General features: G+C 39.6%; 20 protein-coding genes. 12 read left to right on the top strand and 8 right to left on the bottom strand.

Annotated elements, in window-relative coordinates:
- The first annotated feature begins 346 nt into the window (after window positions 1-346).
- Both ABJE44_RS14355 and ggt read left to right on the top strand, forming a co-directional pair.
- Window positions 347-2,764, top strand: coding sequence for a TonB-dependent receptor (locus tag ABJE44_RS14355; RefSeq protein WP_348110178.1), 2,418 nt, complete (start codon window positions 347-349; stop codon window positions 2,762-2,764).
- A 372-nt stretch (window positions 2,765-3,136) separates the two neighbouring features.
- Window positions 3,137-4,897, top strand: a complete 1,761-nt coding sequence (gene ggt, locus ABJE44_RS14350) for a gamma-glutamyltransferase (RefSeq protein WP_348110179.1) — start codon at window positions 3,137-3,139, stop codon at window positions 4,895-4,897.
- A gap of 110 nt (window positions 4,898-5,007) precedes the next feature.
- Here the strand turns inward: ggt and ABJE44_RS14345 are convergent, their stop codons facing one another.
- Together ABJE44_RS14345 and ABJE44_RS14340 are read right to left on the bottom strand one after the other, a co-directional pair.
- Window positions 5,008-5,568, bottom strand: coding sequence for a hypothetical protein (locus tag ABJE44_RS14345; RefSeq protein WP_348110180.1), 561 nt, complete (start codon window positions 5,566-5,568; stop codon window positions 5,008-5,010).
- A gap of 133 nt (window positions 5,569-5,701) precedes the next feature.
- Complete coding sequence (locus ABJE44_RS14340; RefSeq protein WP_348110181.1) at window positions 5,702-6,373, bottom strand: CatA-like O-acetyltransferase; 672 nt, start codon at window positions 6,371-6,373, stop codon at window positions 5,702-5,704.
- A 178-nt stretch (window positions 6,374-6,551) separates the two neighbouring features.
- Here ABJE44_RS14340 and ABJE44_RS14335 point away from each other — a divergent pair, with 178 nt between their 5' ends.
- Window positions 6,552-8,189 carry an amidase gene (locus tag ABJE44_RS14335; RefSeq protein ID WP_348110182.1) on the top strand — a complete coding sequence of 546 codons (1,638 nt, stop codon included), beginning with the start codon at window positions 6,552-6,554 and terminating at the stop codon, window positions 8,187-8,189.
- A gap of 30 nt (window positions 8,190-8,219) precedes the next feature.
- Here the strand turns inward: ABJE44_RS14335 and ABJE44_RS14330 are convergent, their stop codons facing one another.
- From ABJE44_RS14330 to ABJE44_RS14315, 4 genes are all read right to left on the bottom strand, one after another.
- On the bottom strand, window positions 8,220-8,519 hold the full coding sequence (locus tag ABJE44_RS14330; RefSeq protein ID WP_348110183.1) for a hypothetical protein: 300 nt from the start codon (window positions 8,517-8,519) through the stop codon (window positions 8,220-8,222).
- A gap of 124 nt (window positions 8,520-8,643) precedes the next feature.
- Window positions 8,644-9,285 (bottom strand): hypothetical protein, encoded by a 642-nt coding sequence (locus ABJE44_RS14325; protein WP_348110184.1) that lies wholly within the window; start codon window positions 9,283-9,285, stop codon window positions 8,644-8,646.
- Window positions 9,285-9,746, bottom strand: a complete 462-nt coding sequence (locus tag ABJE44_RS14320) for a hypothetical protein (protein WP_348110185.1) — start codon at window positions 9,744-9,746, stop codon at window positions 9,285-9,287. Before ABJE44_RS14320 ends, ABJE44_RS14325 begins: the two co-directional genes overlap by 1 nt.
- 114 nt (window positions 9,747-9,860) lie before the next feature.
- Window positions 9,861-10,367: a nuclear transport factor 2 family protein gene (locus ABJE44_RS14315; RefSeq protein WP_348110186.1), complete on the bottom strand. Its 507-nt coding sequence runs from the start codon at window positions 10,365-10,367 to the stop codon at window positions 9,861-9,863.
- A 251-nt stretch (window positions 10,368-10,618) separates the two neighbouring features.
- On the opposite strand from ABJE44_RS14315, the gene ABJE44_RS14310 reads away from it, so the two are divergent.
- The 4 genes from ABJE44_RS14310 to ABJE44_RS14295 are packed head-to-tail and all read left to right on the top strand — an operon-like array spanning window position 10,619 to window position 12,948.
- The gene (locus tag ABJE44_RS14310) at window positions 10,619-10,879 is read left to right on the top strand and encodes a DnaJ domain-containing protein (RefSeq protein WP_133471248.1); all 261 of its coding nucleotides are present in this window, start codon (window positions 10,619-10,621) and stop codon (window positions 10,877-10,879) included.
- Between the two features lie 11 nt (window positions 10,880-10,890).
- Complete coding sequence (locus ABJE44_RS14305; protein ID WP_348110187.1) at window positions 10,891-11,352, top strand: hypothetical protein; 462 nt, start codon at window positions 10,891-10,893, stop codon at window positions 11,350-11,352.
- A 27-nt stretch (window positions 11,353-11,379) separates the two neighbouring features.
- Window positions 11,380-12,027: a hypothetical protein gene (locus tag ABJE44_RS14300; protein ID WP_133471246.1), complete on the top strand. Its 648-nt coding sequence runs from the start codon at window positions 11,380-11,382 to the stop codon at window positions 12,025-12,027.
- 9 nt (window positions 12,028-12,036) lie between these two features.
- Window positions 12,037-12,948, top strand: coding sequence for a hypothetical protein (locus tag ABJE44_RS14295; RefSeq protein ID WP_348110188.1), 912 nt, complete (start codon window positions 12,037-12,039; stop codon window positions 12,946-12,948).
- Window positions 12,949-13,077: 129 nt separating this feature from the next.
- Here ABJE44_RS14295 and ABJE44_RS14290 read toward each other — a convergent pair whose 3' ends face one another.
- A complete protein-coding gene (locus ABJE44_RS14290) occupies window positions 13,078-14,097 on the bottom strand; it encodes a fatty acid desaturase (RefSeq protein WP_348110189.1) in 1,020 nt (339 codons plus the stop codon).
- Between the two features lie 710 nt (window positions 14,098-14,807).
- Here ABJE44_RS14290 and ABJE44_RS14285 point away from each other — a divergent pair.
- Window positions 14,808-15,314, top strand: coding sequence for a porin family protein (locus tag ABJE44_RS14285; protein WP_348110190.1), 507 nt, complete (start codon window positions 14,808-14,810; stop codon window positions 15,312-15,314).
- A 118-nt stretch (window positions 15,315-15,432) separates the two neighbouring features.
- Here ABJE44_RS14285 and ABJE44_RS14280 read toward each other — a convergent pair whose 3' ends face one another.
- Complete coding sequence (locus ABJE44_RS14280) at window positions 15,433-16,029, bottom strand: hypothetical protein (protein WP_348110191.1); 597 nt, start codon at window positions 16,027-16,029, stop codon at window positions 15,433-15,435.
- 341 nt (window positions 16,030-16,370) lie between these two features.
- On the opposite strand from ABJE44_RS14280, the gene ABJE44_RS14275 reads away from it, so the two are divergent.
- The 4 genes from ABJE44_RS14275 to ABJE44_RS14260 all read left to right on the top strand — a co-directional run bounded on the left by ABJE44_RS14275 (window position 16,371) and on the right by ABJE44_RS14260 (window position 26,222).
- A complete protein-coding gene (locus ABJE44_RS14275) occupies window positions 16,371-16,976 on the top strand; it encodes an outer membrane beta-barrel protein (protein ID WP_348110192.1) in 606 nt (201 codons plus the stop codon).
- Window positions 16,977-17,520: 544 nt separating this feature from the next.
- Window positions 17,521-18,696, top strand: a complete 1,176-nt coding sequence (locus ABJE44_RS14270) for an aminotransferase class I/II-fold pyridoxal phosphate-dependent enzyme (RefSeq protein ID WP_348110193.1) — start codon at window positions 17,521-17,523, stop codon at window positions 18,694-18,696.
- Window positions 18,697-18,830: 134 nt separating this feature from the next.
- Complete coding sequence (locus tag ABJE44_RS14265; RefSeq protein WP_348110194.1) at window positions 18,831-21,122, top strand: chondroitinase-B domain-containing protein; 2,292 nt, start codon at window positions 18,831-18,833, stop codon at window positions 21,120-21,122.
- A 684-nt stretch (window positions 21,123-21,806) separates the two neighbouring features.
- Window positions 21,807-26,222 carry a family 16 glycosylhydrolase gene (locus tag ABJE44_RS14260; protein WP_348110195.1) on the top strand — a complete coding sequence of 1,472 codons (4,416 nt, stop codon included), beginning with the start codon at window positions 21,807-21,809 and terminating at the stop codon, window positions 26,220-26,222.
- The last annotated feature ends 85 nt before the right edge of the window (window positions 26,223-26,307 follow it).

Here is a 26,307-nt window from a genome sequence, read left to right as displayed (position 1 = left end):
TAAATCATCCTTTTTTGTTAGTTGCTATGCAGTAATAATGCCTTAAATAGAGATATGAATGCCATTTGAAAAGTTATTATAAAACATGTGCTTAGTGGGTTTTTATATGGGCTGTGTGGCAACTTTCTAGACGTTTATTTGGGGCGAAGGATAGATTTGCACTTACTTGGCGCGCAGTTACCTTTAGGTTTTGAATTTAGAAAATAACTAGATATTTAGTGGCTGTGATTTTTAATCTATCAATTTCCCCACCTAGATTAAAATCTAAGTATAATTCCGCCGTTAAAGCCATAACCACAAAAGACGGGATAATATCGTCTGCTAGTTAGTATTTTTAAGGAAGTACATGATTGCTGTAAGTCAACCGAAAAATTGGGCTAAATCTCGCTATACAAATAAAAAGTCATTCTCTTTATGGAGTTGTTGCTTATTACTTGTTTTTAATTATAGCTATGTGAGTGCACAAGCTACAGCCAATACCAATACTTCACAAGATTCAACAAATCAAAGTTCACGTGAACGAGACCGCGTTCTTTTGAAACGAAGCCCAATTGCTTCTGAGTATCAAAATTTGAGTACTCCGGGGGATGTTTTAGGCGCATCCTTTGATGCTGAAGGAGTGGATTTTAGGTCGCAGTTTAAGTTAAGCAAAGGCAAACCTAATGGGTCAATGGTTAGAACAGAAGCTAACCTAAATTACCAATCAATCGCCAAAGAGCTGGTGGCTGGTGGCAGTATCAAGCTGGCTAAGTCTTTTGGAAAATTAAGTTTGCAGATGCAAGCTCAAAAAAGTAACTCTGAACGATTGGTAGATTTATATGCATCTCGTTGGTTGTTGGATACCAATTCTGATTTATCAACGGGTGATGTTTTAACTCTAGGTTACCCTAGATATACCCAAGACGGCATTCAAACCCAAAGTATTAATACTCGTTGGCGCGCTGATTACCAAGTTAACGAGGCATTGATAGTGTCTTATGAAGGTTTGAATACTAACTATGATGATATTGCTACGCGTAATCGATTTGAAGTACAGTTTGGGGCGGCTGACCTTAGTGAAACTGTGCTTAGTCATGATGGTAATACTATAAGTGAAGCTGCGGTCTCAGATGCTAAAATTCGTCGTTATTTTCATCGTTTAGATACAGCCAGAGATGTAAATAGACACAAGCTTGGTTTTACTCTAGACAGAGAAAGGGGCTCTTTGGAGGTGAATACCTATTACAGCCGTTGGGTAAATGACAAGCTTTGGTTGCCGTGGAATTTTATTGATAGTGACGTTTCTGCAACCTACGCTCTTAATGATAAATATTTACCCTCTGTAAATGTCACTAATAGCGATATTTATGACACAAGCAATGCAGTGTATTCAAATTATCGAGTAGCACAGAGTGTCACCACAGATACAGACTATGCATTTTTGGTCAATTGGGATAGACAGTTCACTTTTGCTGAACATGATTTTTGGTTAGAAGCGGGTGCTTCGTGGCGAAACAAAGAGAGAGCTGTAGATAACGATCGCGCTGTATATGGTTCCACATCTAATTCATTTTATTTAGATGAGTTAGTGGCGAATAACACAAGCACACGTATTATCGATAATGGTTTTTCATTGCCTGCTGGGCTGGGGGTTTCTAACGGTGCGGCTTACTTTGAAAATAACCTAAATGAACAGTTTGAGCTTAATCTTAGTCAGTCTTTTTTGGAAACGATTCAAGACATTTACACCAGTGAAGAAACAGTGAGTTCGGTATACGTGAATGCCTATCAACAGCGGCAAGATTGGTTTTGGCGGGCCGGTTTACGGTTTGAAAAAACCGAAACCGCTACTCGAGGTGCAGTGTATGCCTCGCCTGATACTGATATCGCGTCTCAAGGTGATGCTATCACCAGTGTAATGATAAATGGCGAACTAGTTGAAGAAACATTTGATAGTTTTGATGCAGCATTTGTAGAGGGAGGGAATGACTACCAGCATTGGCTGCCTTCATTAGAATTACGATATGCCGTAAACCAACAACTATCTTTGAAAACAGCGTATTTTCAGCAATTAATGCGTCCGCAATACTTTGATACAGTAAGTTATAGACGGGCAAATGTGGCTACCCTATCAATAACCGAGGGGAATCCTGAGCTTGAAGCAACTACCATAGAAAACCTTTATGCTGGACTTGAGTATCAATATTCGGATTCTGGCAAGCTGGTGGCCGGTGTTTATTACAATAGAGTGTCTGATTTCTTTTATGATTCGAATACCACTGAATTGATTGGCGAAGACTTATATGAAGTGGCCCGTGTTGAAAATGGTAAAGATGGCTTTATCAAAGGGATTCAAACGTTTTGGTTACAGCAATTTAGCCTTCCAATGATTAGCAAAGCTGAAGTAAAACTTGGTTATACCTATTCTGACAGTGAAGCTGAGCTGAGCGACCGCACAATTGCTATGCCAGAGCGGGCAGAACATAGGGTTGCGTTTAACCTATTATTAGCACAAGACGATTGGCAATACCGTTCGCAATTTTCTTGGCAAAGTGAAGCCGTAGACGATGTAGGTGCAAGTGCCATGCAAGATACTATTCGAGAGAAAGTCTTGATATGGAACCAAGCGGTTACTTGGCATTATAGCGAGCAAGTGGCTGCGCGCTTTTCATTGAATAATATTCTAGATTACCCTGAAAGATCCTATCAAGGTCAGCCTAACCGTGTCATCAATAATCTATATAGCGGTTCTACTGCTCGTTTTAGTGTGGTAGTTACCTTTTAATAACTGACCAGCATAACTAATAGAAGTGACAAGCATAGTATTGTCACTTCTAAGCTTTAATGATCTTTAACTAATTGTGTCGGTTTTTGGCATTTATTAAATTTACCCTTTGTAATTAAGGTGTTAATTTTTCAGAAGAGTTGTTGAACCTTTGGTTTTTTTACCTTAAATAACTGCTCATTAACTTAAGTTCGTTGTCAGTAGGTACTGATATATGTTAAAAATTTAATCACTGACCCCCTCAGGCGTCAAAATGATGATGTATTGCACGTTTACCTTTTTAACGTGAGCCCATCTATTCACTCAACACTTTACTATCTGACCGCAAATACCAGATTTTAATGATTAAGTTTCAACTATAAGGAACAAGCTATGAAGTTTCACTTACTCGCATTAGGAGTATTGTCGGCCACACTTTTTGGGTGCGACTCAGTAGAAAAACCTACAGAACTAAAAATCGAACAGAAAATTGAAGCCCCTAAAAAACAGGCTATGGTAGTAACCGCTAACCCACATGCGACAGCTGCTGGTTTAGAAGTGTTAAAGGCTGGTGGCTCCGCGGTGGATGCAGCTATAGCTATTGAATCAGTATTGAGTTTGGTTGAGCCTCAAAGTTCGGGGTTAGCGGGCGGTGCTTTTATGGTGCATTATGATAGTGAAACCAAGTCTTTAGCTGTCTATGACGGCCGTGAATCAGCGCCAAGTGGTGCAACGCCAGATATGTTTATGCTAGAAAACGGCGACTCTATGCCCTTTATTCAAGCTAAAACCAGTGGTTTATCTACCGGCGTGCCGGGTGTGTTAGCTATGTTATCTATGGCTCATAAAGAACAAGGTACCTTAGAGTGGAGTAGCTTATTTAGTTATGCTAGTAAGCTAGCAAATGAAGGGTTTGAAATCTCTCCTCGTTTACACGGCATGTTAGAACGGTTCGGGAAATATATCCCAAGCAAGCCAGAAGATGGTCCAACTGATGCCTTTGAATACTTTTATGACGAAGCGGGCGTTGCTCATCCAGAAGGCTACCTGTTAAAAAATCCTGAATACGCGAAAACATTAGAAATCATTGCGAAAGACCCAACTGAATTTTACCAAGGCGAAATTGCTAAAGAAATCGCTGCTATGGTTCAACAACAGCCAAGAGCAGGTTCATTAACGGCAGAAGATATTGCAGCATATAAACCAGTTAAACGGGAAGCTTTGTGTCAGGATTACCGCGATACTCAAATTTGTGGTGCGCCGCCGCCATCTTCATGGTTGGCTGTAGGCATGATTATGGGGATTTTAGAAAATGGTCCTAAGCCAAGTGCGGCGGGCCCTGATGATCCTAAAAACTGGGCTGTAATGGCACAAGCACAACAACTTGCTTACGCTGACAGAGACCAGTTTATTGCTGACCCTAACTTTGTAGATATGCCTATTAAAGGGATGTTGAATAAAGAATATTTGGCAAAGCGGGCTTTACTTATTTCTGATAAAGCCACGGCCGATACTTATGCTGTTGGTAACCCTTGGGCCTACAACGGTGCGCCAAGTGAAACCACAGCCGGTATTGATGCCACACAAGATGTTCACGGTACTACCCATTTTGTAATAGTGGATAGCGAAGGTGACGTGGTATCAATGACAGCAACGGTTGAGAGTATCTTTGGTACTACCCGTATGGTTGGTGGCATGTTTTTGAATAACCAGTTAACTGATTTCTCTTTTCAGCACCATGATAAAGACGGCAACCCTATTGTGAATGCTGTTGCTGCTAACAAGCGCCCACGTTCGTCTATGTCTCCTTCTATCGTTTTAGATAAAGATGGCGAGTTTTTATTGGCAACCGGTTCGCCAGGCGGTAATAATATTATTGCTTATACAGTTAAAACTATGGTGGGAGTATTTGAATGGGATTTAGATCCACAAGCTGCGGTTGATTTACCTAATATGGTTGCCCGTGGTAAAACCGTACGTTTAGAAAAAGGCGCGGCGCCAGAGTCATTAATATCAGCCATGAAAGATATGGGCTTTGATGTAGATGCTTCTCGAGGCGAAAACTCAGGGTTAAGCGTCATCATGCGTAAACCTGATGGGACCTTAGTTGGTGCTGCCGATAAGCGCAGAGAAGGTGTGATCGGCTCGCTTTAAACATTAAGTATGTTTAAAAAAAGCGCGATAGCTTAGTTAGCTATCGCGCTTTTTTATTATTGTATTTTAAAACCATCAACTGACTTTAAAAAATAACGTTTCTAATGGCATTAATAGAACCAGCGAGCACCTAAGCTGATTGTGTCTTCGTATCCACCTAAATCAAGTTGCAGACCGGCAGAAAAATTAGGAGTAAAATGATAGTCGGCTCCTAGTTCGATGTAGGTATCGAAATCACCTACTTCTTCTATAATAAACGCACCACGAAGTTCAATTGGTTGCAATACGTCAACATCGTTCAGGTAATCTTGAAAGAAAAAATCTCGCACACCAACAGAAACACTTATTCCGGTATCATTATAATTATTAACGCTACGCCTAACCAGTGATGCAGTGGTTATTAAGTCATGGTCCATTAAACCTCTTACTAACAAACCACCGCCAAATTCTAAGTTGTTATAATCTTCTATACCGTGATCTTTATTTAAGTAGCTAGCAAAAGTAAACCAGTCAGAGTTAATTTGATAAGAGCCTGTTATCTCAAAGTCATTAAAAATTCGGCCTTCAATGTAATTAAGGTTAATGGCGTCAGCTGCAGAAACTGAGGCCATAGATGCACCTAAAGGTAATAGTAAACCTAACTGTAGGAATTTTTTGAGGTGATGTTTCATGGTTTTTCCAATCTACTAAAAGCTGGTATTCAGCAAATTAGATGCCATTTTAGAAAATCAGATTATTTTCAATTTTATTGAACTAAAGTCTATAGTCATCGTCTGAGTATATAGTTTTTATGTGTGTTCTCTTTTAAGCCTGATAATTGTCAGGCTTTTTTTTGTCCGTAAAAAAGTTGTCGAAATTGTGTTGTAGCTTTTCAAAGTATTGACCAACATGGAGGCCATCTACTAACGCATGGTGAACTTCTACCGATACCGGCATGATGACTTCTTTATGTTTTTTCTTAAATTTACCCATCACAATTCTAGGTATGGAGTCATGTTCACTTTGTTTTTGGGCATGAGAAAAACTAGTGAAATGTAACCAAGGTAAGACCGAGCAAAATATACTGTTGGCCTTGCTATCAGCTGTCATCAGCGGTGAGTTGTGCTTTTTTAAATGGCTGATTTGTTGCTCAGCATTGTGATAGAAAGTTTTAAACTCTTGGCATTTTCCAAAATCACAAAAGCCAAAGCTTTGATTGTTATTGAGCACAGTACAGCTGATGTCTAATTCGTCGTGTAACTCTACCTTGTTGTTATTTACACGCAGCCTTAGCGGCTCAATTTGATTCGCTGTGTAACCTAAAATAAACAAAGAACAGATAAAAAATGACAGATCATTGTCTTTACAAAAAACGAGGGTTTGGGATACATCAACGGTTGCGCATATATTGAAAAACGGCTGTGAAAAGGTAGAATAAAACTCAAAGTGTTGTTTTCTGTGCCAAGTATCAATATCGATTTGTTTAATGCTATCCACGACTGTGTAATATTTTAGGAGTACAAGTGAATAATATTCACATAATCTGGTTGTGATTGTAAGAGGCCATAAATCTTATTAAACAGCTAATTAAGCATATGAGCCTTGCAATGCTTGCTAGGTTTTATTAGCTTGGTATCTCTTCTTTTAATAATAATAACAAAATAAAGACAATTATATGAAGCATACACTTATATCTAGTTTGGCTATTGGCCTTGTACTCACTGCCTGTCAACCTGTCGTTGATGAACCTGCCCCGCAACCGTTTCAAACTAAGGTGATAGACTTTAAGGCTTCTGGTTTGATTGCTGGTACTTTGCCTGAAATTATTGACGCCCTTGAAACCGGTAAAGTTAGTTCTGAGCGGCTAGTGAATTTATATCTTGAGCGTATTGAGAATATCGATAAAAACGGCCCTAAATTACAGACTGTTTTAGCGTTAAACCCAGATGCACTTGCTCAAGCCAAAGCCCTTGATGAACAGCGAGCTGCAGGTCAAGTGTTAGGGCGTCTGCATGGTGTACCTGTGCTACTTAAAGACAATATTGAATCAAAAGATAATATAGCCACAACCGCTGGAGCTCTGGCTTTAAAAGATAATATTACAGGGCGAGATAGCCCTTTAGTGGCCGGTTTACGGGCTCAAGGAGCCATTATTTTAGGTAAAACGAACTTGAGCCAATGGGCGAATTTTAGGTCTGAAGGGTCTATGAGTGGTTGGAGTGCATTAGGGGGACAAGTACGTAACCCTCATATGTTAGACCGTAATCCTTGCGGTTCTAGCTCTGGTTCGGGGGCTGCTACTGCAGCGTCACTAGCGGCAGCAACCGTGGGCACCGAAACTAACGGTTCTGTCATTTGTCCATCTAATGCTAATGGTATTGTAGGCTTTAAGCCTAGTGTGGGCCTAGTACCACAAGAGTTCATTATTCCCATTTCGGTATCTCAGGATACAGCAGGCCCCATGACTAAAACGGTAATGGGGGCTGCGATAATGATGAATGCTATGGCTACTGCTACACCTGATAAAGATTACACGGTTGGCCTTGTAAAAAATTCCTTAAAAGATGTTCGAATAGGGGTGTTAAATTTTGCTAAAGGCAATTCGACTCCTATCTTGGCCCATTTTGATAGGGCACTTAAAGATTTAGAAGCGGCGGGCGCAGTTTTAGTGAATATAGATGAGCGCCCTGCAACTCCAGATGACTTCGGAAGAATGAGTTACGACATTCTCAAGTATGAATTTAAAGATGGATTGAATAAGTATTTAGCTTCTACTCCCTCTGATAAAGTCAGTACCCGTTCTCTACAAGAGTTAATCGATTTTAATCTGGTAAATAAAGATGTTGAGTTGAGCTTATTCGACCAAAGTATTTTTACAGCCTCACAAGCCATGGGCACTCTTGAAAGTGATGAATATAGAACTGCCCTTACTATGGTACAAAAAGCTACTGGTAAAGAGGGCATAGATAAGCTTTTACAAGAGTATGATGTGCAAGTGCTAGTGGCTCCATCAGGCTTAACTGTACCAAGAGTTGACCCAATAAATGGTGACGTGTGGCCAAACGGTTGGCCTGGGTTGGGTGGTCATGCTGCTAAGGCTGGGTATCCCCACATTACTGTTCCAATGGGAGGTATTCATTATTTGTCGGTAGGCTTATCATTTATTGGAACTAAACACACTGATGCAGACGTACTAGCCTACGCATACGGATATGAGCAGCAGTCGCAACGTAGATTAGAGCCCCAGTACCTTAGAAATGCAGAAAGCATTCCCTTTATTAGAGAAGCAATGGGCGGGTATTCAAACAACTAGCGGTAAAATGTAAAGTGGTGAGTGGAGGAGCTAAGTTGAAATTAACTCTACCGCTTTTACTACTACAGGGGTACAACTTCCCTTGGTGATCTTTTCAAAAGTTATTTTATATTCGTGTTCTAATTGAGGGGCTAATGTAAAGAGCTTAATAGGCACTTGATACTCTAACCCCTCACTGGTTAACACGCTGTAGTTTGGATAAATAGCGGTAACTTTTGCGTTACCAAAGGCGACAGAGTAGGAGCAAGGACCTCCTACCTTTTGTTCAAAAACACAAGCACTTAATCCTAAGGCTGCAAGAGGTAATAGTAATAAACTGTTGGTTTTCATCTTATCGCTCTTATTCATATGCCAATGAATACATTCTGGCTTCATCGTAAAACATTGTGACAAATGTTGAAAAAAACTGTGATTGTTCATAGTTTTGCTTAAAGCAAACGCTACCTGCATATCCCTAACTTTGTTCGGCCCAAAAATATGCAGACTCAACATGCTGCAGCGTAATTAAAGTAACACCTAAGTTTTGCTGATCAGCTAGTAATTTTTTATATAATCGCGCTGAGTTTGCCAGGCTAATAGCATTGAGTAATGGTGCACCACAGTCGTCTATCATACTTTTGGGTAGTGTAATTAAAGTATCTTTGGTTGCTAACCTAAATGGCAACGTTACTTCTGGGAGAATAGGGAAAGCCTCTATATCAAACTCAGACGGTTCAGAAGTTACCACTAACCGTCTACCGGTAAAACGTACAGAGATATTGGGTAGCGCCACTTCAATTTGATAAACCCCAGCCATGCTTGCAGCGGGCAGTTTAAAACTAAACTTACTGGTTGCGGGTGGTAATGTAAAATGACCTTGCTGATCAGTGGTGGCTTTCTCTTGGGTGTAGAGATCTGTTACTTCAACCCCCACCAAAGGTTGACCACTTTGCCCATCTACTAAGCTCCCTTGCCAACTAGGCGATAAATATTCGCTGCGAAATACAGGTACACATGCGCTTAAAGCCACTACAAGCAACCCTAACCATCTGATAGATTTGATATTGCAACGTGACATATAAATTGCAGTAGCTGCTTGTCTAAGAATTCCAGTCATTAGGCGCATCCTTCTACAAATAATACATTGGGCACCAACCCGGCTTTAATAGCGCTAACTTTGCCATTAACATAATCAACGACTATGGCCTTATCTTGTTGTTGATTGAACCAAGTCAAGTAAAAGCCATTCTCGTATTCATGCTCTTGCACTTCAATCTTTGGGTAAGTTTGTTTGAAAGCTTTAAAGGTCATTGTGCCTGTTACTAAGGCATGAAATGGCGTGTTCTGAGTTAGCCTTGCTACTTTGTTGCTATCGATTCGGGTAATAATACCCTTATCAACCATTACGCTTACATTCGGATATTGGGTGAATTTCACATATTGGCAGCCCTCTAGTATCGGCCCTTGTAAGGTAAAAGGTAGTTGACTTGAGCTGAGCTTGGTTGCAAACATAATCTCAGCATATCCTTCATGATGTAACTCACTTGACACCGTGTTAGCGGTTAAATTCTGGCTCACTAGGAACACAAAAATAATCTGGAATAATTTGATATTGAGCTCCTTAAGTATAAGCAAAATTGCACACTGTTATTTTAGCCATTAAACATGTTACTTAGCAGCTGGGGCTGTGGTTTAGTTATTTTTTGCTCGCTCTGTAAATGCTTCAGTACTGAGCTCTGATACGTTTTCCCACACTTCATTAGGCACTAAAAAAGACATGGCATAGTGAGCAATTTTCCATTGTCCATCTAGTTTGATAACGGTACCTGTGCCCCGAAAGCGGCCCCATTTTTTGGAAACGATGATCTCATCAAACCAAGCTGTGTTGCGGTTTTCAGAGAATATGAGGTTGCGCTCTAATGGTACGTAAGTCCAGCCAGTGCCGCCAGCAAAGCGTTCTGATACGTATTGATCTAAGGTGACAGGTCGAGTCCATCTTTCCCAATCATCTGTACCCATAAATACTCCGTTTGCTGTGAACGAATCTAGGTACTTCTCCAAGTTAGCTTGGCTAGCGGCAGTGTGTAAACCATCTAATAATTCGTTCACCTGTTGGCTGGGGCGAACATCAGAGTCAGCATAAGCCCCCATTGAAAAATATAGAGAGAATGCTAACAGTATAAGAGTGAAGGGTTTCATGGGTAACTCCTTGGGTAATTCAAATTTACAAATGATTTAACTATCAATTAGCTGCTGTGTCATCACAAAAGTCAAATAGGGCCAAAGCCGAGGCTAGTTTTCAGCGATTTTATGTTTTAATGCTTATGTTTAGATGCAGCTTGTAAATCACACTCTAGCATTGTTAAAACCCTGTGGTAGAGGTAAAATAGAAAACTAAGTACATAGGCATTTTTAGTTACATTTTTTGCACATTGGATACGTTATATTTTATGGATCATTTTGAGCTACTAGGGGTTACCAGAACCTCTACCACCACTGAAATTAAGAAAGCCTATCGTAAACTGGCCAATCAATATCATCCAGATAGAAACGATGGTGAAGAGGCGAAAGAAAAGTTTCAGTTAATTCAAAAAGCCTACGAAGAGATTGCTGATCCTCAAAAACGCACTGCATACATTAAAAGTACTTATACCGTTATCACTGACCCAAGAGAAGTTGCCGATTCGTTTTGGCATAGCGCCTTGTCGTAGGAACCCCATTCATGAAATTTGACACCCCAATCCCTGCTTACTTAGCGGATGAATTTTCTATGTATTTAGAAAATATGGAATCTCTAAGCGATCCAGAAAACCCAGATTTATTGAGAAATTATTTAAAAACCTTACAAAAGCAATTGGCATCTAATAGTGCGATTTTTAAAGGGTTAGTTGACCAATTAGCCATGGCTATTACCTTAAGTGTAAGAATTAATTCAGAAAAGTTAGCTAAGGTTGACTTAACTCAACCACCATTATGGGCTGACGTTAAACCTTTTGTCGGTGTTCATGCAGACGCCAGAGCCACCATCACCCAATTGATGGAACACTCAGAAGACGATCTTAAAACTGCTATATTGCTGATCCATTTATACAATACTTACGACTCTACACCGTTACCAGAAGAGGTAGAAGTAGACGACAATGACGTAAACGAAAGCTATAACACTTACGGTTACGATGAATAACATTAACCTATTTTTGAGGAATATCTTTTGACTAGTAAAGCACTAATTCTCGCTACCGACATTACCGAGCAAGCCCAATACAGTGGTAGAGAAGCGGGAACCTCATTAGAAAAAATCGCCTCTGAACAAGGTGATACCGCAATGTTAGCCGTATTTGCGGAGATGGATATTTTAACTGTTGCTAAAATTGTGCGCGAGCATGACGCCACCATACCTTCTATTGCTACTTGGTTAATGGATGCAGAGTCAGTCAAAAAGCTATTAAATGTTGAGCCATCTTATTGGCAAAACTTGGACGAAGAATCTTTGTTTAGTGTACAAACTGAAGCCCATAGTTTATTGGCGCAAATATTTCTGTCATATGATGATGATGCAAAACAACGTGAGGTACTCAATGCTGTGGTACAAGATGACTTTGGTTTGTTGTATTTATCTCTTCCTTTTATTGGTCATGACTTCTCTGAGCTAGAGTATGATGAAGAGCAAGTATCTGGGAGCATTGAAGAGTTGCTACTTAAAATTAAAAGTTTAAGTGAAGAAGCCTACAACGAAGTGCTAACCGTGAGCACTAATGGCACTTTGGACAATATCGAAGCCGCGTTAAAGAACAACGCCAATAAACAAAGAGTTTCGGCCGTTGAAATGGATACAGACGATATGTTTGCGCCGCTATAGGATAATCCAATGAAAATCGCAGAGTTAAGGAATAAACCTTTCGTTCTTTTGGTGTTAAAAGATGGCTTGGCTGAGGGGTACTTTTCTGAAGAGTTTGTGCATAAAACTAAGCAGCAGTTGTCTGATATGTCGTTGCGTATTGCCTCTGACAATTTATCTATTATTTATGCTGATCATATTAAGAAAGCCTGTGAAATTGTATTGGGTATTATTAATTTAGGCTTGCTGAGTCACTGTGAAAATAGCACCGAGAAAGCCAAAGAAATCATCAAAACACAAGGGATTGTGTATTGCTTTAGAGCTGGATGGGCCCAATACGCAGGCTTAAAAGAGATATCGGTTGAGTATTTTAAGAAAATAGATTTAAGTACCTATGCTTTAGGTGCAACCGACACCTCAGACATAATACAGCTACATGCCGACCTAGTGAAGCAAGGTCAAAATAGCTTAAAGCTATTTAACTTACATAAAATTATGTCTGCAAAATATGCGGCTAATGTAGTCATTCCAGAAACCGATGAAGATTATTTACGTTTTGAGTTACAGAAGTTTCTGAATTCAGCCCTTGGCCTAATGTTGATAGACTCTGAAGAGAAAGTGTTTAACAACGAACGCTACAATAAGTTAATTACTTTTTTGACTGATACTGATGTGCAACTGGTGCTTGAAAAGTTTGAGGATTGTGTGGTTAAGTTTGCAGAACAGCAGCCAAGTGGCACCAAAACCTTCCTGAATGAGAGTGCTTTATTAGAGTTTAACGAATTTAAAACCATCATCAGTTCGCAACAAAATATTGATATTTACATTCCAGAAATATTAGAACTGTCTGTAAACCTTACTAACGAACTCAACGATGATTTTGAAGGCGGTTATGACTTTGGCATGGATGATTTAGATGACCTCGATTTTTTGAAACCTTAGTAAAGAGTTGCGCAGCGAGCACTGAGCATGCTCGTTGCTTATTGTGATAGGGCATCGCTGCGTAACAAGGAAGTCACTTCGTTCACCCTAGTCTTGGTAACTGCTTTCAGCGCTTCATTATCTGCTGCGTTAATTAGAGAATTGTTGGCTGCTGGGGTAGCGATTTGCCGCAAGTATGCTGGTTAAATCATTAAATTTCACGCCCTTCTCTTTTAGAAAAACGTTAACTCGCTTACTGATCATTTGACGAATATAAAAAGGTTGGCTAGGGACAAAATGATGAATGGTATGAGTATTACCAAAATTAAAACAAAATAGTTGGAATGGCATAAAAAACCAATGGTTTAACACTTGAGTTTGTTGCAGCATATTAAAAGCCCCCCCATAATAATGCATTGATGAGGTGATAAAATTTAAACATGCGGAACGTAAGAAACTCGGTGCTATCCATACCACCATTGTAAAATTAATCCACTCTACAAGTGTCATTAGCCAAGTCGGATAATGGATCAAAACGGCCATGTATTCAACAATGAAGTTAAAGGTGTGGATCAGTAAAAAACTATATAAAACAATGTAATAAATAGTGGTTAAAGGAAAGCCTGCATTAAACAATGTGAAAAATTTATACCCTTTAATTTCACGAGAAAATTGTTTGCTGCGTACTATTAATCCGAGTAATCCATCACACACGACTAGCATTCTAAGTAAATGATTTTTAATGCCATTTCCCACTAAACGTTCTTCAATATCCTGAGCAGTACCCGAGGTTTTGTGATGATTTAAATGAATTTTTTTACGATACCAAGGGTTAATCGTATTGGGTCTGATAACCCAAACCATAAACATCATGAAGTTATACATTATCGCGTTGGATTTAAAATATTGCTGGTGAATCAGATCGTGCTCTACTTCGTGAGCTATAGAGGTACTTAATGCCCCAAGGATAATGCAAACCCAAGCAGGGGTAACACCAATAAAATATAATACTCCAGAAGTCACAAAACCCAATACAGACAATAAAAGTATGCCTAAGCCTAAGGTATTTTGGTGACCTAAAAAAGGAAGTTGCGCACGTAAGGTTTTTTCCTGATTTTTGATAAAACCAATTATCTCTCTAATAGTTTCTTTATCTGAAGTGATCTGCATGTTCTTCCGCGGTTACTCTTTAAGTTACACCATACAAGGCACAGAGCTTAAGTACCAGTATGCTTGTATGTATCTATGTATGTTTTTCTAAGCTGGGCGCGAATTTTACAAAGTTAAAAGCAAAATTAGAAGGGGGTAATTGGTTTTTGGTCATGAGGTATTCGCGGAGCTTACGAAGTTTATTCACTTCGTTCACCACAACCCATATCATGCATCTGAGTAATGTCATGAAGTACATCTTTGCATTTCACCCTAGGGGCAAGAGAAGCTTTTCCACAGATGAGTTCCAGTTCAATGGGGGCTCACTGATCTAGAATTTATCTAATCTTGAACACTGTCGCTTTTTCAAATGATATCCACAAAAATGCCCCAAACAGCGGTTCCTGTTAATTTGATTGATTGGTAATTTCTTATAATCTCCCCTGTATTTATTACGGGGCATTTATCCAAAAAAGTAACTTAATTATATTTATATCAATGGGTTAGCGTAGGCGCCAAGCTTGCTTTTTTGATATTCATATAATTTATAAAAGGAGAGTAACAAAGATTGATCTTGCTTATCCTGCGTTTTATTTATATTTAGTGATGCTAGGACTTAGGCTAGCCTAAGGCTTACTTTGTGCTACTGGCAGTACAACAACCGTTTTATTTGCAAAGGCCAGCTAAATGAAATAGATTTAACGGAAGTGTTTCATCATAGGGAAGATATAGTGAAAAAAATATTAGTGATTTTATTGCCGATAATAACGTTTGCGGCAAATGCACAGGAAAAACATCAACTCAGTATAGGTGCAGGTTACGGTGATTACGACCTGAAGGAAGAATTTGATTCAGTTGCACTATTGGGCTGGGATGCAGGGCATTATAGTTTGGGGTACGGGTACAATTTTTCGAACAATTGGATGTTCGAATTGGATTATTACGATATTGAAAAAGGCTCTGTGTTTGACAACTCAGTTTTTGTCACCTCAGCTAGAAAAACATTTGATTTATCTAGGCGTAATCGCGCCTATGTTAAAGCTGGAGTGAATTATTATGACTTCACTTTAAAAGGCAGCTTCAGAAATGTAAACGAAACTGGTCTGAATTACGCGGTAGGGATAGGATGGCAAGTGGATTTTGATATGGGGTTAAGTTTGAGTATCGAATTAAATAAAATGAAGCACAGCTTCATCGATTCAACCTTTGTTGATTACTCATTAAGTTATAGATTTTAAGCTCTCTCAAGCGATTATTGAATTGAATTTGAAGTCGCTTATATAGTAAAAAGCCGAAGAAACATAGCTTCTTCGGCTTTTTTATTAATGAGGTATGAGGTATTGAGGCTAACAGTTATTAACTATTTTTAGCTTTTCTGAAGCCAATCATAACTAAACCTAAAGCGATAATTGCAAATGCTCCCGGTGCAGATACTTCTGCTGCTGCAGTAGCAAATACATTAAGGTTATCAAGACCAACATCATCAGATGTAGTGAAAACAACTTCAGTCAGACCAGTCCATCCTAAATCTACAAACGTAGCAGTAGATATATTTGTTAGGCTACTTACTAATGAACCACCACTCAACAAGTTACCGGTAATAAGTACGTCTATACTAGAGCTAGATGCATACGCATTTAAACCTAGAACTAAATCAGAAAAATCAAATGTGCTTCCCGATGCAGCTGTTAGAGTAACAGTGTTGTACTCAGAAAAACCAAACCAGTCAGTATCGTTACCAATAAAGTCGAACCCTGAACCAATGTAAGCAGAGTCAAGTAGCGCTGCATGCTTATGAGTTGACGTTAAAACATAACCTTCTTCAGAGTAAGGTGTTGATACTGCTAAGTCGATTCTTCCACCTGATGTAGCTACATCTTCAAAATCAATTAGCGTAGCGTTGACAGTAACTACCGTAAATAATGAAACCAATAAAACAACTAAACTCTTCACTCTTAAACTCCTTAAATTAAAAGTAATATTATACTACTGAATCAATAAGCACTATGTGTGCCACTTTTTATCTCATTGTTTTTAATGGGTTTTATTTTAATTTTTTATTTATTAATAATGTTTTGTAAAAAATGATGACACTTTATTAAGAAGGAATTATGGTCAACGAAAATTAAGGGGGGCTTTTAGAAGTATGTCAGCCTCAGAAATATGAGACACATTGATAATCATCAACTTTCTTACAAAATCTAACATTTGTAAGGTGAAAATCTATAATTTATCTACAGCCGATACTGTAAATTATGTTGACTAATATTCACTCTAGTTAGGGGTTACATCTTATGGCTACCAAAATATCACTTTCATTACTGCTTGCCGTTACATCTATTTCATCTTTAAACCTGCTGGCTAACACCCTGCAAAAGCCATATAGCTTTGGTGCTCATATCGCGTCTGGTGGTGCAGAATTTAATGGCTCAGAAGCCGATGGTGACGGTGTAGTCCAAGTTTATGGATTTTATAATTATGACTTTACTCAAAACTTTGCCATTGAAGTGGGCTTAAACGTGGGTGTGGATGTGGATGAGTGGGATTGTTACGAAGACAGGCATGACGACTGGCATTGTACTACCGCTAATCACGACTCTTTATTTGGGGTAGGAGTTGATGATGTGGAGTATTCGAATTTAGTTGCTGCTATAAAGGGGGTGTTACCCCTTACTAATCGAAATAGCCTTTACGGTAAAGTTGGTGCGCAGTTTTATGAATATGAGTTAAGAAGTAATCGTCATCTATTGTTTGAAGGCGATGGTGTAGGTTTATATTTAGCCCTTGGTTGGCAATATGAATGGGATATGGGTTTAGGGATGAGCGCTGGGTTTGAACGTTACGAAATGGGTAGCTTAGAAACTACCGTGGCAAATGTAGGTATTAGCTACAATTTTTAAGCGGTTAAGGGACCAGATTTTAAATTAACTATAGATGAGTTTTGCCTGAATCAGATGGTTTGTATTTTTTGTTTGCTTTCTTCTTGAGTAAGCGCTTAAGCCTAATCCAAAAAATAAAATCAAAGCAGCAGAAGAAGAAGGCTCTGGAACACTTGGACTTATTGGAATTAAATAACCTACATTTCCATGGCCTAAAATTTACATGTCCTCATAGCTTAAGTTTGTATAAAAGTTATCAAGAGTAACAGTATCTTCTCCCCATGAATCATATTGAGAGCCTGAAACTCAGTATGGATTATTTCCATAACTATCTTTGGACTCAGCAATAGCAAGGGTTGCACTATTTTGTTTTCACAATAAGTCTTCATGAAATTATGTTCAGTTCATTGATTAAGGCTTTGAGTAGTCTCTTTGTCTCAGGTTTAAAGGCTAATGTGTTAGCAGGCTTATGGAAAATTATTTGCTTTATGGATGTTTTAGCTAATTTCTAATGGCAAAATAGCGAACTATATATTCACTGTTTTATAAGTTTGAGTTGTATCATTTGAAATATTCCCAGCGGGCACAAGCCATTTCTCCTTTTTTAGCCATGGCGTTTAGCGAGAAAGCCGCACGTATAGAAGCGCAAGGAAAGCATGTTGTTAAGCTTAATATCGGTGAGCCTGATTTTGGTGCGCCCCCCGATGTGCTGAAGGCTATGGAACAATTAGCTGGTAGTGCTCCTCTGCCTTATACCTCAGCTTTGGGGTTACCTGAGCTGCGCGCAGCCATTGCAGGTTTTTACAAAACCAAACATCAAATAGATATTGATCCTAAAAGGGTGGTAGTTACGGCAGGTGCATCTGCTGCCTTATTGCTTTTATCTGCGGCTTTTGTTGATGACGGTGACAAAGTGATCATGGCTGATCCTTGCTATCCGTGTAATAGACAATTTATTAAGAGTTTTGGGGGCAATGTCCAATTAGTGCCAACCCAAGCAAATTCTCGTTTTCAATTAAATAATGATTTGTTAGAACGCTATTGGCAAACCGATACCCAAGGGGTCATGCTAGCTACACCTTCTAACCCAACGGGCACTGCTGTGGCGATTGATGAACTTGCTGCAATGTGTGACTTTGCCCGAAAAAAAGGTGCGTGGCGTATTATTGATGAAATCTACTTGAACTTACATCATGGGCCTTCGGATTCGCAGCCTGCCAGTGTTTTATCTGTAGATGACCAGGCCTTAGTGATAAATAGTTTTTCGAAGTATTTTGGCATGACAGGTTGGCGTTTAGGCTGGTGTATCGTGCCAGAGGAAGCCGTTGAAGTCATTGAGCGTTTGGCTCAAAATTATTATATTTGTCCGTCAACTTTAGCTCAAAAAGCGGCCTTACAATGTTTTACTGCAGATTCTTTGGCGGTGTGTGAGGCTCGAAGAGCCTCTCTGGTTTCCCGAAAAAATTTAGTGCTTGCTGGATTACAAAAATGCGGCTTAGACGTACCTGTTGTCCCCGATGGGGCGTTTTATGTTTACATGGATGTAACGTCAACAGGGTTAACAGCCATGGAATTTTGTGAACAGGTATTACAGCAAGTCCATGTATCTCTGACGCCAAGTAATGACTTTAGCGAGCAAACAGATAAGCAATTTGTTCGTTTATCTTTTGCATCCGCCGAGTCAGAACTCAAAGAAGGGTTAGATAGATTAAATAAATTTATGCAAGGATTGAATGGTTAAATACAGCCTTCTCATCGTAATTTTAAAGGCTTTCGTGGTGTTTTTGAGATGTGTCGCTACTTACTAGGTATATTGCTTAGCAGTGTGAAGATGTCTATTGTGAACTGGGTTATTAAGTAAATTTAAAGGATGTTATGAATAAATTAATATTATTAGTGGGTGCGTTAGCCTTATCGGTGACGTCGAGCATAGCTACTGCAAAAAACTTTTTTGTAAACAGTGAAGTTAAATTAAATGACGCCATCGAAAGTGTACAAGCTGGCGATAATATCGTCCTTAAAAATGGCACCTATAAAGACATACAAATAAAGTTTTATGGAGAGGGAACAGAACAAAAGCCCATCACTTTAAAAGCCGAAACTCCGGGTAAAGTATTTATTGAAGGTATTTCAAACCTCCACATAGGCGGAGACTACCTTATCGTTGAAGGGTTACATTTTAGAAATGGCTATTCGCCAACCAAGGCCTTAGTTCGCTTTAAAATTAATGATGAGAAAATTGCTTTCCACTCAAAATTTACTAATAACGTCATCGAAGAGTTCACCCAATTAGATAGGCATGTGACTGACCGCTGGGTAGAGTTTTGGGGGCAGCATAACGAGCTTAGCAATAACTATATTACCGGAAAATATAACTTTGGCCCTACTGTCATGGTGGAGTTGAAGGGTAACCAGCACGTTAATAACCATCATCAGATTATCAATAACCACTTTGGCCCACGCCCCAGAAAAGGTGGTCCCCATGGTGAAACATTGCAGATTGGTAACAGCAGCACCTCAATGACGCCTTCTTATACGAATGTTGAACATAACTTCTTTGACCGCGTAAATGGCGAAGTAGAAATTATTTCTAGTAAATCTAACTTCAATATATTCAAGAATAATGTGTTTTTTGAAAGTGAAGGTTCTTTAGTGTTACGCCATGGTAATTACGCCACCATAGACGGCAATATGTTTATTGGTGATGGTGTGTCAGAATTTTTTGGCGGAATTCGAGTGGTTAATACAGGGCATTGGATCACCAACAATTACTTTTATAAATTAACAGGCGAAAAGTTCAGAGCGCCTATCGCTGTGATGAATGGGATCCCTAAATCTCCATTAAATAGATATAACCAAGTCACAGATGTGGTGGTGGCCTATAACACTTGGGTTGAGTCTCCAACGCCTTGGTATTTTAGTGTTGGCTCAAATGTATCTCAAAGTGCTGTCTTGCCAAAGTCTGAAATCCGTTCTGCAAGACCTATTCGGACTATTTTTGCGAATAATTTAATTTATAACTCTACAAAAGCCGAATATCCCATTTATCACTATGATGAAGTTGACGGGGTGACGTTCAAAAACAATATTTCTAATTATGCCAACAAAACAGACGTTAAAACCGACGGGATCGTAAAACAACCGGTATCGATGGAATCAGTTTCACAGCGTTTGTTAGTCCCCAATACTAACTACACTGATGTATATAACGGTTTTGATTTTGATAAAATTACCACTGATTTTTTTGGTACTCAAAGAGCTTCACGTAATAGTGTGGGTGCTATGGTTAGCCCAGTAAAATCAGACGCTCCTTTGTTTGATAAAACACAATATGGCACCTCTTGGTTTGTAACCGAGCCAGAACTAAAAGCACCTAGTGTCATTAAAGTTGCTACCTCTGCCGACTTGGTTAAGGCGGTTGCAGCTGCGAGTTCTGGCGATATTATTGAACTTACGTCTGCAAATTATGCAATCTCCAATAGCATAGCTATCAACAAAACTATTTCGATTACTGCAACAGCTAATAATACCCCAGCCATCTACTTTACCTCTAAAGACACCGCCTTTTCATTGGAGCCTAAAGGCTACTTATATTTGGACGGCGTTACCCTTAAAGGTAATGGTCAGCAAAATGCCTTCGCAACTTTAGATAAATACATGTCTAAAGCCTATAACTTGTCTATTAAAAATAGTGTTATCTCTGGATTTAAGCATGTTTTATATGTGTCTAAAGGTTCGTTTGCTGATTCAATAGTTGTACTTGATAGTGTCATCAAAAATAACCAAGGTGGGTTTTTATTAAATCAAGAAACCGATAACAAAGGTGATTACAACGCTGAGTTTGTGACTATTAAAGATACCACCTTTGATAATATCTCTGGCGTCATACTCGATTACCATCGTGGTGGTTATGACGAATCTACCATAGGTGGAAACTTAGTATTTGCAAACAACACTGTGACTGGCTCAGGTGAAGCTGGCGGACTGCTTATTAAGAACCGCGGCATAGTGAATGTAGAGCTAAAAAATAACACTTTTAAAAATAACCCCGTTAAATTGATAGCTGTTTTGTGGGGAGAAAAAGGTCAAAAGCCTGAGAACAACACTATTAGTGGTTCAGGTAAAATTGAAATTGTACAAAATCTAAAATTAGAGTTGATGTATTAATTTATAGCTTTTGATAAATCAGCTCCTGCTACTCAGGGGCTGAAACTTTCAGTAAAAAATTCGTTACTTTGACCCAGACTGCATGGAAACCAATGGTGTCTTTACCGATACTATCAAAATTTATAAAGCTCAAGATGCTCGTTCTTGTTCAGCTTTTAACTGTAAAAATGTCAATGAATTTGGATATTTAATTTAAGCCAGCTTTAATCGGTCATCGTTTAAACGATGTTACGACCGGCTTACCGTGGATATAGTCCCTCCTATAGTTCTAACTTTTTTAGAAATAATTTCAGCGTCCGCTTTAACCCTTTTATCCGTTCGCTTTGGCGCAAATTTATAGGGTAGCAAGGTTCATTAGCATAACCTCTTGTTGTTAAATAAATGTAACTTTAATGTTTATTTGATGGGTGAGTGTGAAGCTGTATAACTGTCTCATCACTAAATGGCAACAATAAAGCCTGAAGTTTTTAGTGTCATTTTTCTGTTATTGCCTTTGAAAATCCCATCGAGTATGGGGGTGAGTTGTGGACGTTAGTAGGGCTTTAACTAGAGGTGTTGGGGGAGGATATGGAGTTAATAATAAGTTCAACTTCATTAGCGTTCTATATGACATGTTCAAATTATTGAGCGCGTTAAGGCGAATAAAGCCAAGTGAGAACGGTAATTCATTTGCAAAGGAATATTATGTCTAATTATAAGATTATTAAGGGTGTATGTTGCGCCTTAATGTTGTCCTCTCCTATGGCAATGGCCGAATGGAAAGATGTGCCAAGTGACTCTAGGGTCACCCATACTGCAGCTGTTTTCGATAACGTCAAGCGAGTTATTTATACCGTTGCCAGAGTTGAGAATACTGGGTCACAGACCCTAAACGGACCTTTTAGGGTGGTTATCGATAAGTCAACTTTGGCAGTGGCTAATAGCGATGGCGTCACTGAAGACGGCTTGCCTTATTTTGACGTGGCATTAGCAGAGTTAGAGCCCGGTGAAACGCAAAAGTTTAGAATTGATTTTGAGTTAGCGCGTAAACCCTTGCTGCTACGAGCCTCATTGCAAAGTGAAGTGGCTGAAGACGGTTGGCAATTAGTCTGGAGCGATGAGTTTGAAGGCTCTGAGATTGATGAAACTAAATGGTCTCACGAAGTTAACTGTGATGGCGGCGGCAATAACGAAAAGCAATGTTATACCGACAGTGCAGAGAATTCTTATATTGAAAACGGTGTCTTAAATATTGTTGCTAAGGCAGAAAGTGGCCAATCACTACCATACAGTTCGGCCAGACTTCGTACTGTAGACAAAGGTGATTGGACTTATGGGCGTTTCGAAATTCGTGCCAAAGCACCCAGTGGTCAAGGTGCTTGGCCCGCTATTTGGATGTTACCCACAGATTATGTATACGGTGGTTGGCCTCATTCAGGGGAAATTGACATTTTTGAAGCCGTTAATTTAGGTGTGCCTCTAGATGATGGTAATGGCTCTGTGGAATCTGCCGTCCATGGTACATTGCACTATGGCCAAAGCTGGCCAAATAATGATTATTCTGGATTAGATTACGCTTTACCCGATGACGCTAACCCAGCTGATGACTTTCATGTTTATGCCATTGAGTGGGAAGAAGGTGAGATCCGTTGGTACGTGGACGGTGTCTTGTATCAAACTCAGTTGAAGTCAGAAGTCAGTTATAACGAAAATGGTGTTGCCGACGGCCTAGAGCATAGAGGTTGGTATACAGAGCAAGACGGTGAGTTTGCATACACAGAAGCGCCATTCGATGAACGTTTTCATCTGATTTTAAATTTTGCCGTAGGAGGCGATTGGCCTGAGAACGTCAATCAAGGTGGTGTTGACCCATCGGCATTTGACGGTACCAATAAGTTTGAAGTGGATTATGTTCGTGTGTATGAATGTTCAGTTAACCCCACAAACGGTCAGGGGTGTGCAACGGTTACCGATGGTTATTTAGATCCCATCGATGAAGGAGGTACCTTAAACGAAGGGCAAGCCCCTATTCCTATTCCGCCATCAGATGGAATAGCCGAAGACCTCATTATTTTTGAAGAGACACTACACCCAGCATGGCCAGCTTGGGATTGTTGTGGGGGGACTACGCCCACTATTGAATATGAAGATGGCGATTACTTAAACGTAGTGGAGTTTGTTGTTGGTGCTGAGCCTACGGTATTGGGTTTCAACACTAATTTTGCTGAGACTCCAGAGCCCTATGACGGTTCTCCATTAGAAGATACAGGTGTGCTGGAATTTGATTTGAAGTTGGTTACTCCTCCTAACAATGCATCCGCTGGTTGGAACCTTAAAGTTGAGCAAGGTGGCGCAGCGAGCGAGGCAAATATTGTTATCACTGCACCTACCTCACAATGGCAGCATTATTCAGTCCCCCTTAAAACCCTGAGTAATGCAGGTTTAGAGCTTAATGGTATTGATGTATTAATGATATTCCCGGACTGGGGAGCAGGTGAAGGCGCGGTTTATCGAGTAGACAACGTTACTATAACTGAAACTCAAGACGATGGCAGTGATGACGGCAACTTAAGCGATGTCTCCCCTATTGATTTTGAAGAAGACGGGTATGGCGCTTCGGTAAACTGGAATGTATTTGAGAATGACGACAATCCAGCCCTTGAATTTGTGGATAACCCAGATACTTCAGGAATTAATGATTCATCTACTGTTGCTAAGATTACTGCCCGTGTGACCGGCGCACCTTGGGTAGGAACCGAGACAGTGCACGGCGAGTTTGGCCCATTAACACTTAATGAAACCAACAGCATAGTGAAACTCATGGTGAACAAAAGTGTTATCAGTGATGTGGGGGTGAAGTTTGCAATTAATAATGGCGGTGCTCAGTCTGAAATAAAAGTAGCTAATACCCTAATCAATGAATGGGAGGAGTTAACCTTTGATTTTAGTGGTTATATAGGCTTGGCAGAGGCCATCGATATTGATCAAATTATTGTATTTCCAGACTTCGATACTGCAGGCCGCACTCAAGAGAATGTCGTATATTTTGACAACATACGTTTCTATGGGCAAGGAAGTGACGACGACGACGGTGACAATGACAGCGGTGGAGATGATGGCAGTCAAGATGGTGATCTAGTTACAAATGGCTCATTTGATAATGGCGGAGAAGATTGGATTGGCGCTGTAAGTGTTATTGAGGAAGATGGCAATAATGTTTTCTATGCCAATGTATTAGCTGCAGGTAATGCTTGGGATGTAAATTTAAGTCAGGTTATGACCTTACTCGCAGATGAAACTTATATTGTTTCTTTTAAAGCTAAAGCGTCGGTTGAACGTACAATTCTAGTGGGATTAGGGCTTAACTATGACCCTTGGACAAATGTCGCAGAAACGGCATCTCTGACTACAGACTGGGAGTCTTATTCGTTTACCATTACCACTACCGGTTTTGGTGGCGAGAACAATCGTGTGCTATTTGACCTTGGTGCGGAAGTGGGTGAAGTGTATATCGATGATGTCACTGTAGTTTTGCAAGGTAATGATGACGGTGGCGGTGGTGAGCCAATTGAGGGTGAAACCTTTACTCTGATATCTTCAGGTGGTGATTCCGATATTGCTTTTGAATCAGATACTGTAGGCGAATGGAGCACGGGTACCAGCATTCAAAGTGATGTCATGTTCGATGGTTTACTTGGGTGGGAATTAGTATCTAGTGCCAACTCACCAGAACAAGGTAATTGGGGAACCGTTCTCGCTTTTCAAAATGGTATTAACGGTGATTTCAGTTTAATTAATCGTATTGAATTAAAACTAGCGACCACAGGTAGTTACGCAAGTGGCTATAAAATTGCGATCTCTGGTAATGGTGTAAGTAAAGAAATTTCATTACCCATTGATGAGAGCATAGATACTTGGCAAGCAGTATCTCTTGATACTGCAGATATTCCGTTAAACCTATCTTCTATCGATTGGATGGCTGTATATGGAATTGGTGGTCAACCAGGGGTATCGACTATCCATGTAACTGATTTTGCACTTATTCAAGATGAAACTATTCCCTTCGATAGTACAACTAACGACGACTTTGTATTTATTTCATCAGATGAAAGTGTGCCTAGTGACTTAATTGTTGATGGTGATAATAACAGTGATGTGGGCAATGTTATCTTTGGAGAGTGGAGTACCGGCACGCTTATCTCTGATAGCAATTATGATGGGCTTGATGGCATTAAGTTAAGTGCAAATGGCTCTTGGGGCGCTGTATTAGCATTGCAGGGCGATATATCTGATGGTTCGACTATCGACAACTATGATGTGGATTTTGCTGAATATACCAATATTACGTTTAAAGTTGCCTCAGAAGGAGCTTTTGAGCGTTATGCTCTTGCTATTGTGTCTAATGTAAACGGTAACGAAGTGTCACAAGAAGTGGGTTTTAGTTTAGCAAGCCAAGCTGAATGGAATCTTATTGACATTGATTTAGCGAGCTATGGTGTGAACCTGTCTAATGTCAGCCAAGTAGCCTTGTTTGGTGTGTATCAGGGAGGTTCAGCTTCCCAAGATATTTATGTGACAGACTTTATCATGTATGACTCTGGCAAACTAAAAGCTGAAAAAGACAGTTCTGATGATAAGTTTGTGTTTTTCTCTTCTTTAGGTGAAGAGACAGACATGATTATTGATGACAATAACTTTGCTAATGACGGTAATATCACCATAAATGAATGGTCTACAGGCACAACATTTATGTCTGACGTCACCTACAATGGCTTGATTAGCTTTGAGTTGTCAAAAGGCAGTGGTTGGGGGGCGGTACTCGCTTTAATGGGAGATATATACGGCGATGTGCAGCAGTACGATATAGATGTATCAAAGTATACATCTCTTAATTTTAAAATTGCCACAACCGGTAGCTTCTCTGAATACACTTTAGATTTTATTGTTGATGGGGCCGAGTTTAAAGTTCCATTGACTGTAAGTAGCAGCTGGAGTGACGTCAGTATTGATTTAAGTGAAATACCATTGGACTTATCTAAGCTTACCCAAATAGCGATATTTGGAGTGGGAGGGAATACCGCAGACAAAATTTATTTAACGGATTATCACATCGCTAAATAACCCTATTTTTTTCTTCAAAAAAAGCCTAAACCATGAAAGTGGTTTAGGTTTATTCTTTCCAGATCTAATTAATAGTTAAATGTAA

It is taken from the genome of Paraglaciecola sp. (assembly GCF_039942875.1).
GTDB lineage: Bacteria > Pseudomonadota > Gammaproteobacteria > Enterobacterales > Alteromonadaceae > Paraglaciecola.
Note: the sequence above shows the minus strand (reverse complement) of the source record. Positions and strands in the feature narration are given on the sequence as shown.

What these genes read in the sequence shown, in the direction of transcription:
- ABJE44_RS14355 (WP_348110178.1), top strand. Translation starts at nt 347, where the DNA reads ATGATTGCTGTAAGTCAACCGAAAAATTGGGCTAAATCTCGCTATACA.
- ggt (WP_348110179.1), top strand. Translation starts at nt 3,137, where the DNA reads ATGAAGTTTCACTTACTCGCATTAGGAGTATTGTCGGCCACACTTTTT.
- ABJE44_RS14345 (WP_348110180.1), bottom strand. Translation starts at nt 5,568, where the DNA reads ATGAAACATCACCTCAAAAAATTCCTACAGTTAGGTTTACTATTACCT.
- ABJE44_RS14335 (WP_348110182.1), top strand. Translation starts at nt 6,552, where the DNA reads ATGAAGCATACACTTATATCTAGTTTGGCTATTGGCCTTGTACTCACT.
- ABJE44_RS14330 (WP_348110183.1), bottom strand. Translation starts at nt 8,519, where the DNA reads ATGAAAACCAACAGTTTATTACTATTACCTCTTGCAGCCTTAGGATTA.
- ABJE44_RS14325 (WP_348110184.1), bottom strand. Translation starts at nt 9,285, where the DNA reads ATGACTGGAATTCTTAGACAAGCAGCTACTGCAATTTATATGTCACGT.
- ABJE44_RS14315 (WP_348110186.1), bottom strand. Translation starts at nt 10,367, where the DNA reads ATGAAACCCTTCACTCTTATACTGTTAGCATTCTCTCTATATTTTTCA.
- ABJE44_RS14310 (WP_133471248.1), top strand. Translation starts at nt 10,619, where the DNA reads ATGGATCATTTTGAGCTACTAGGGGTTACCAGAACCTCTACCACCACT.
- ABJE44_RS14305 (WP_348110187.1), top strand. Translation starts at nt 10,891, where the DNA reads ATGAAATTTGACACCCCAATCCCTGCTTACTTAGCGGATGAATTTTCT.
- ABJE44_RS14295 (WP_348110188.1), top strand. Translation starts at nt 12,037, where the DNA reads ATGAAAATCGCAGAGTTAAGGAATAAACCTTTCGTTCTTTTGGTGTTA.
- ABJE44_RS14290 (WP_348110189.1), bottom strand. Translation starts at nt 14,097, where the DNA reads ATGCAGATCACTTCAGATAAAGAAACTATTAGAGAGATAATTGGTTTT.
- ABJE44_RS14275 (WP_348110192.1), top strand. Translation starts at nt 16,371, where the DNA reads ATGGCTACCAAAATATCACTTTCATTACTGCTTGCCGTTACATCTATT.
- ABJE44_RS14265 (WP_348110194.1), top strand. Translation starts at nt 18,831, where the DNA reads ATGAATAAATTAATATTATTAGTGGGTGCGTTAGCCTTATCGGTGACG.
- ABJE44_RS14260 (WP_348110195.1), top strand. Translation starts at nt 21,807, where the DNA reads ATGTCTAATTATAAGATTATTAAGGGTGTATGTTGCGCCTTAATGTTG.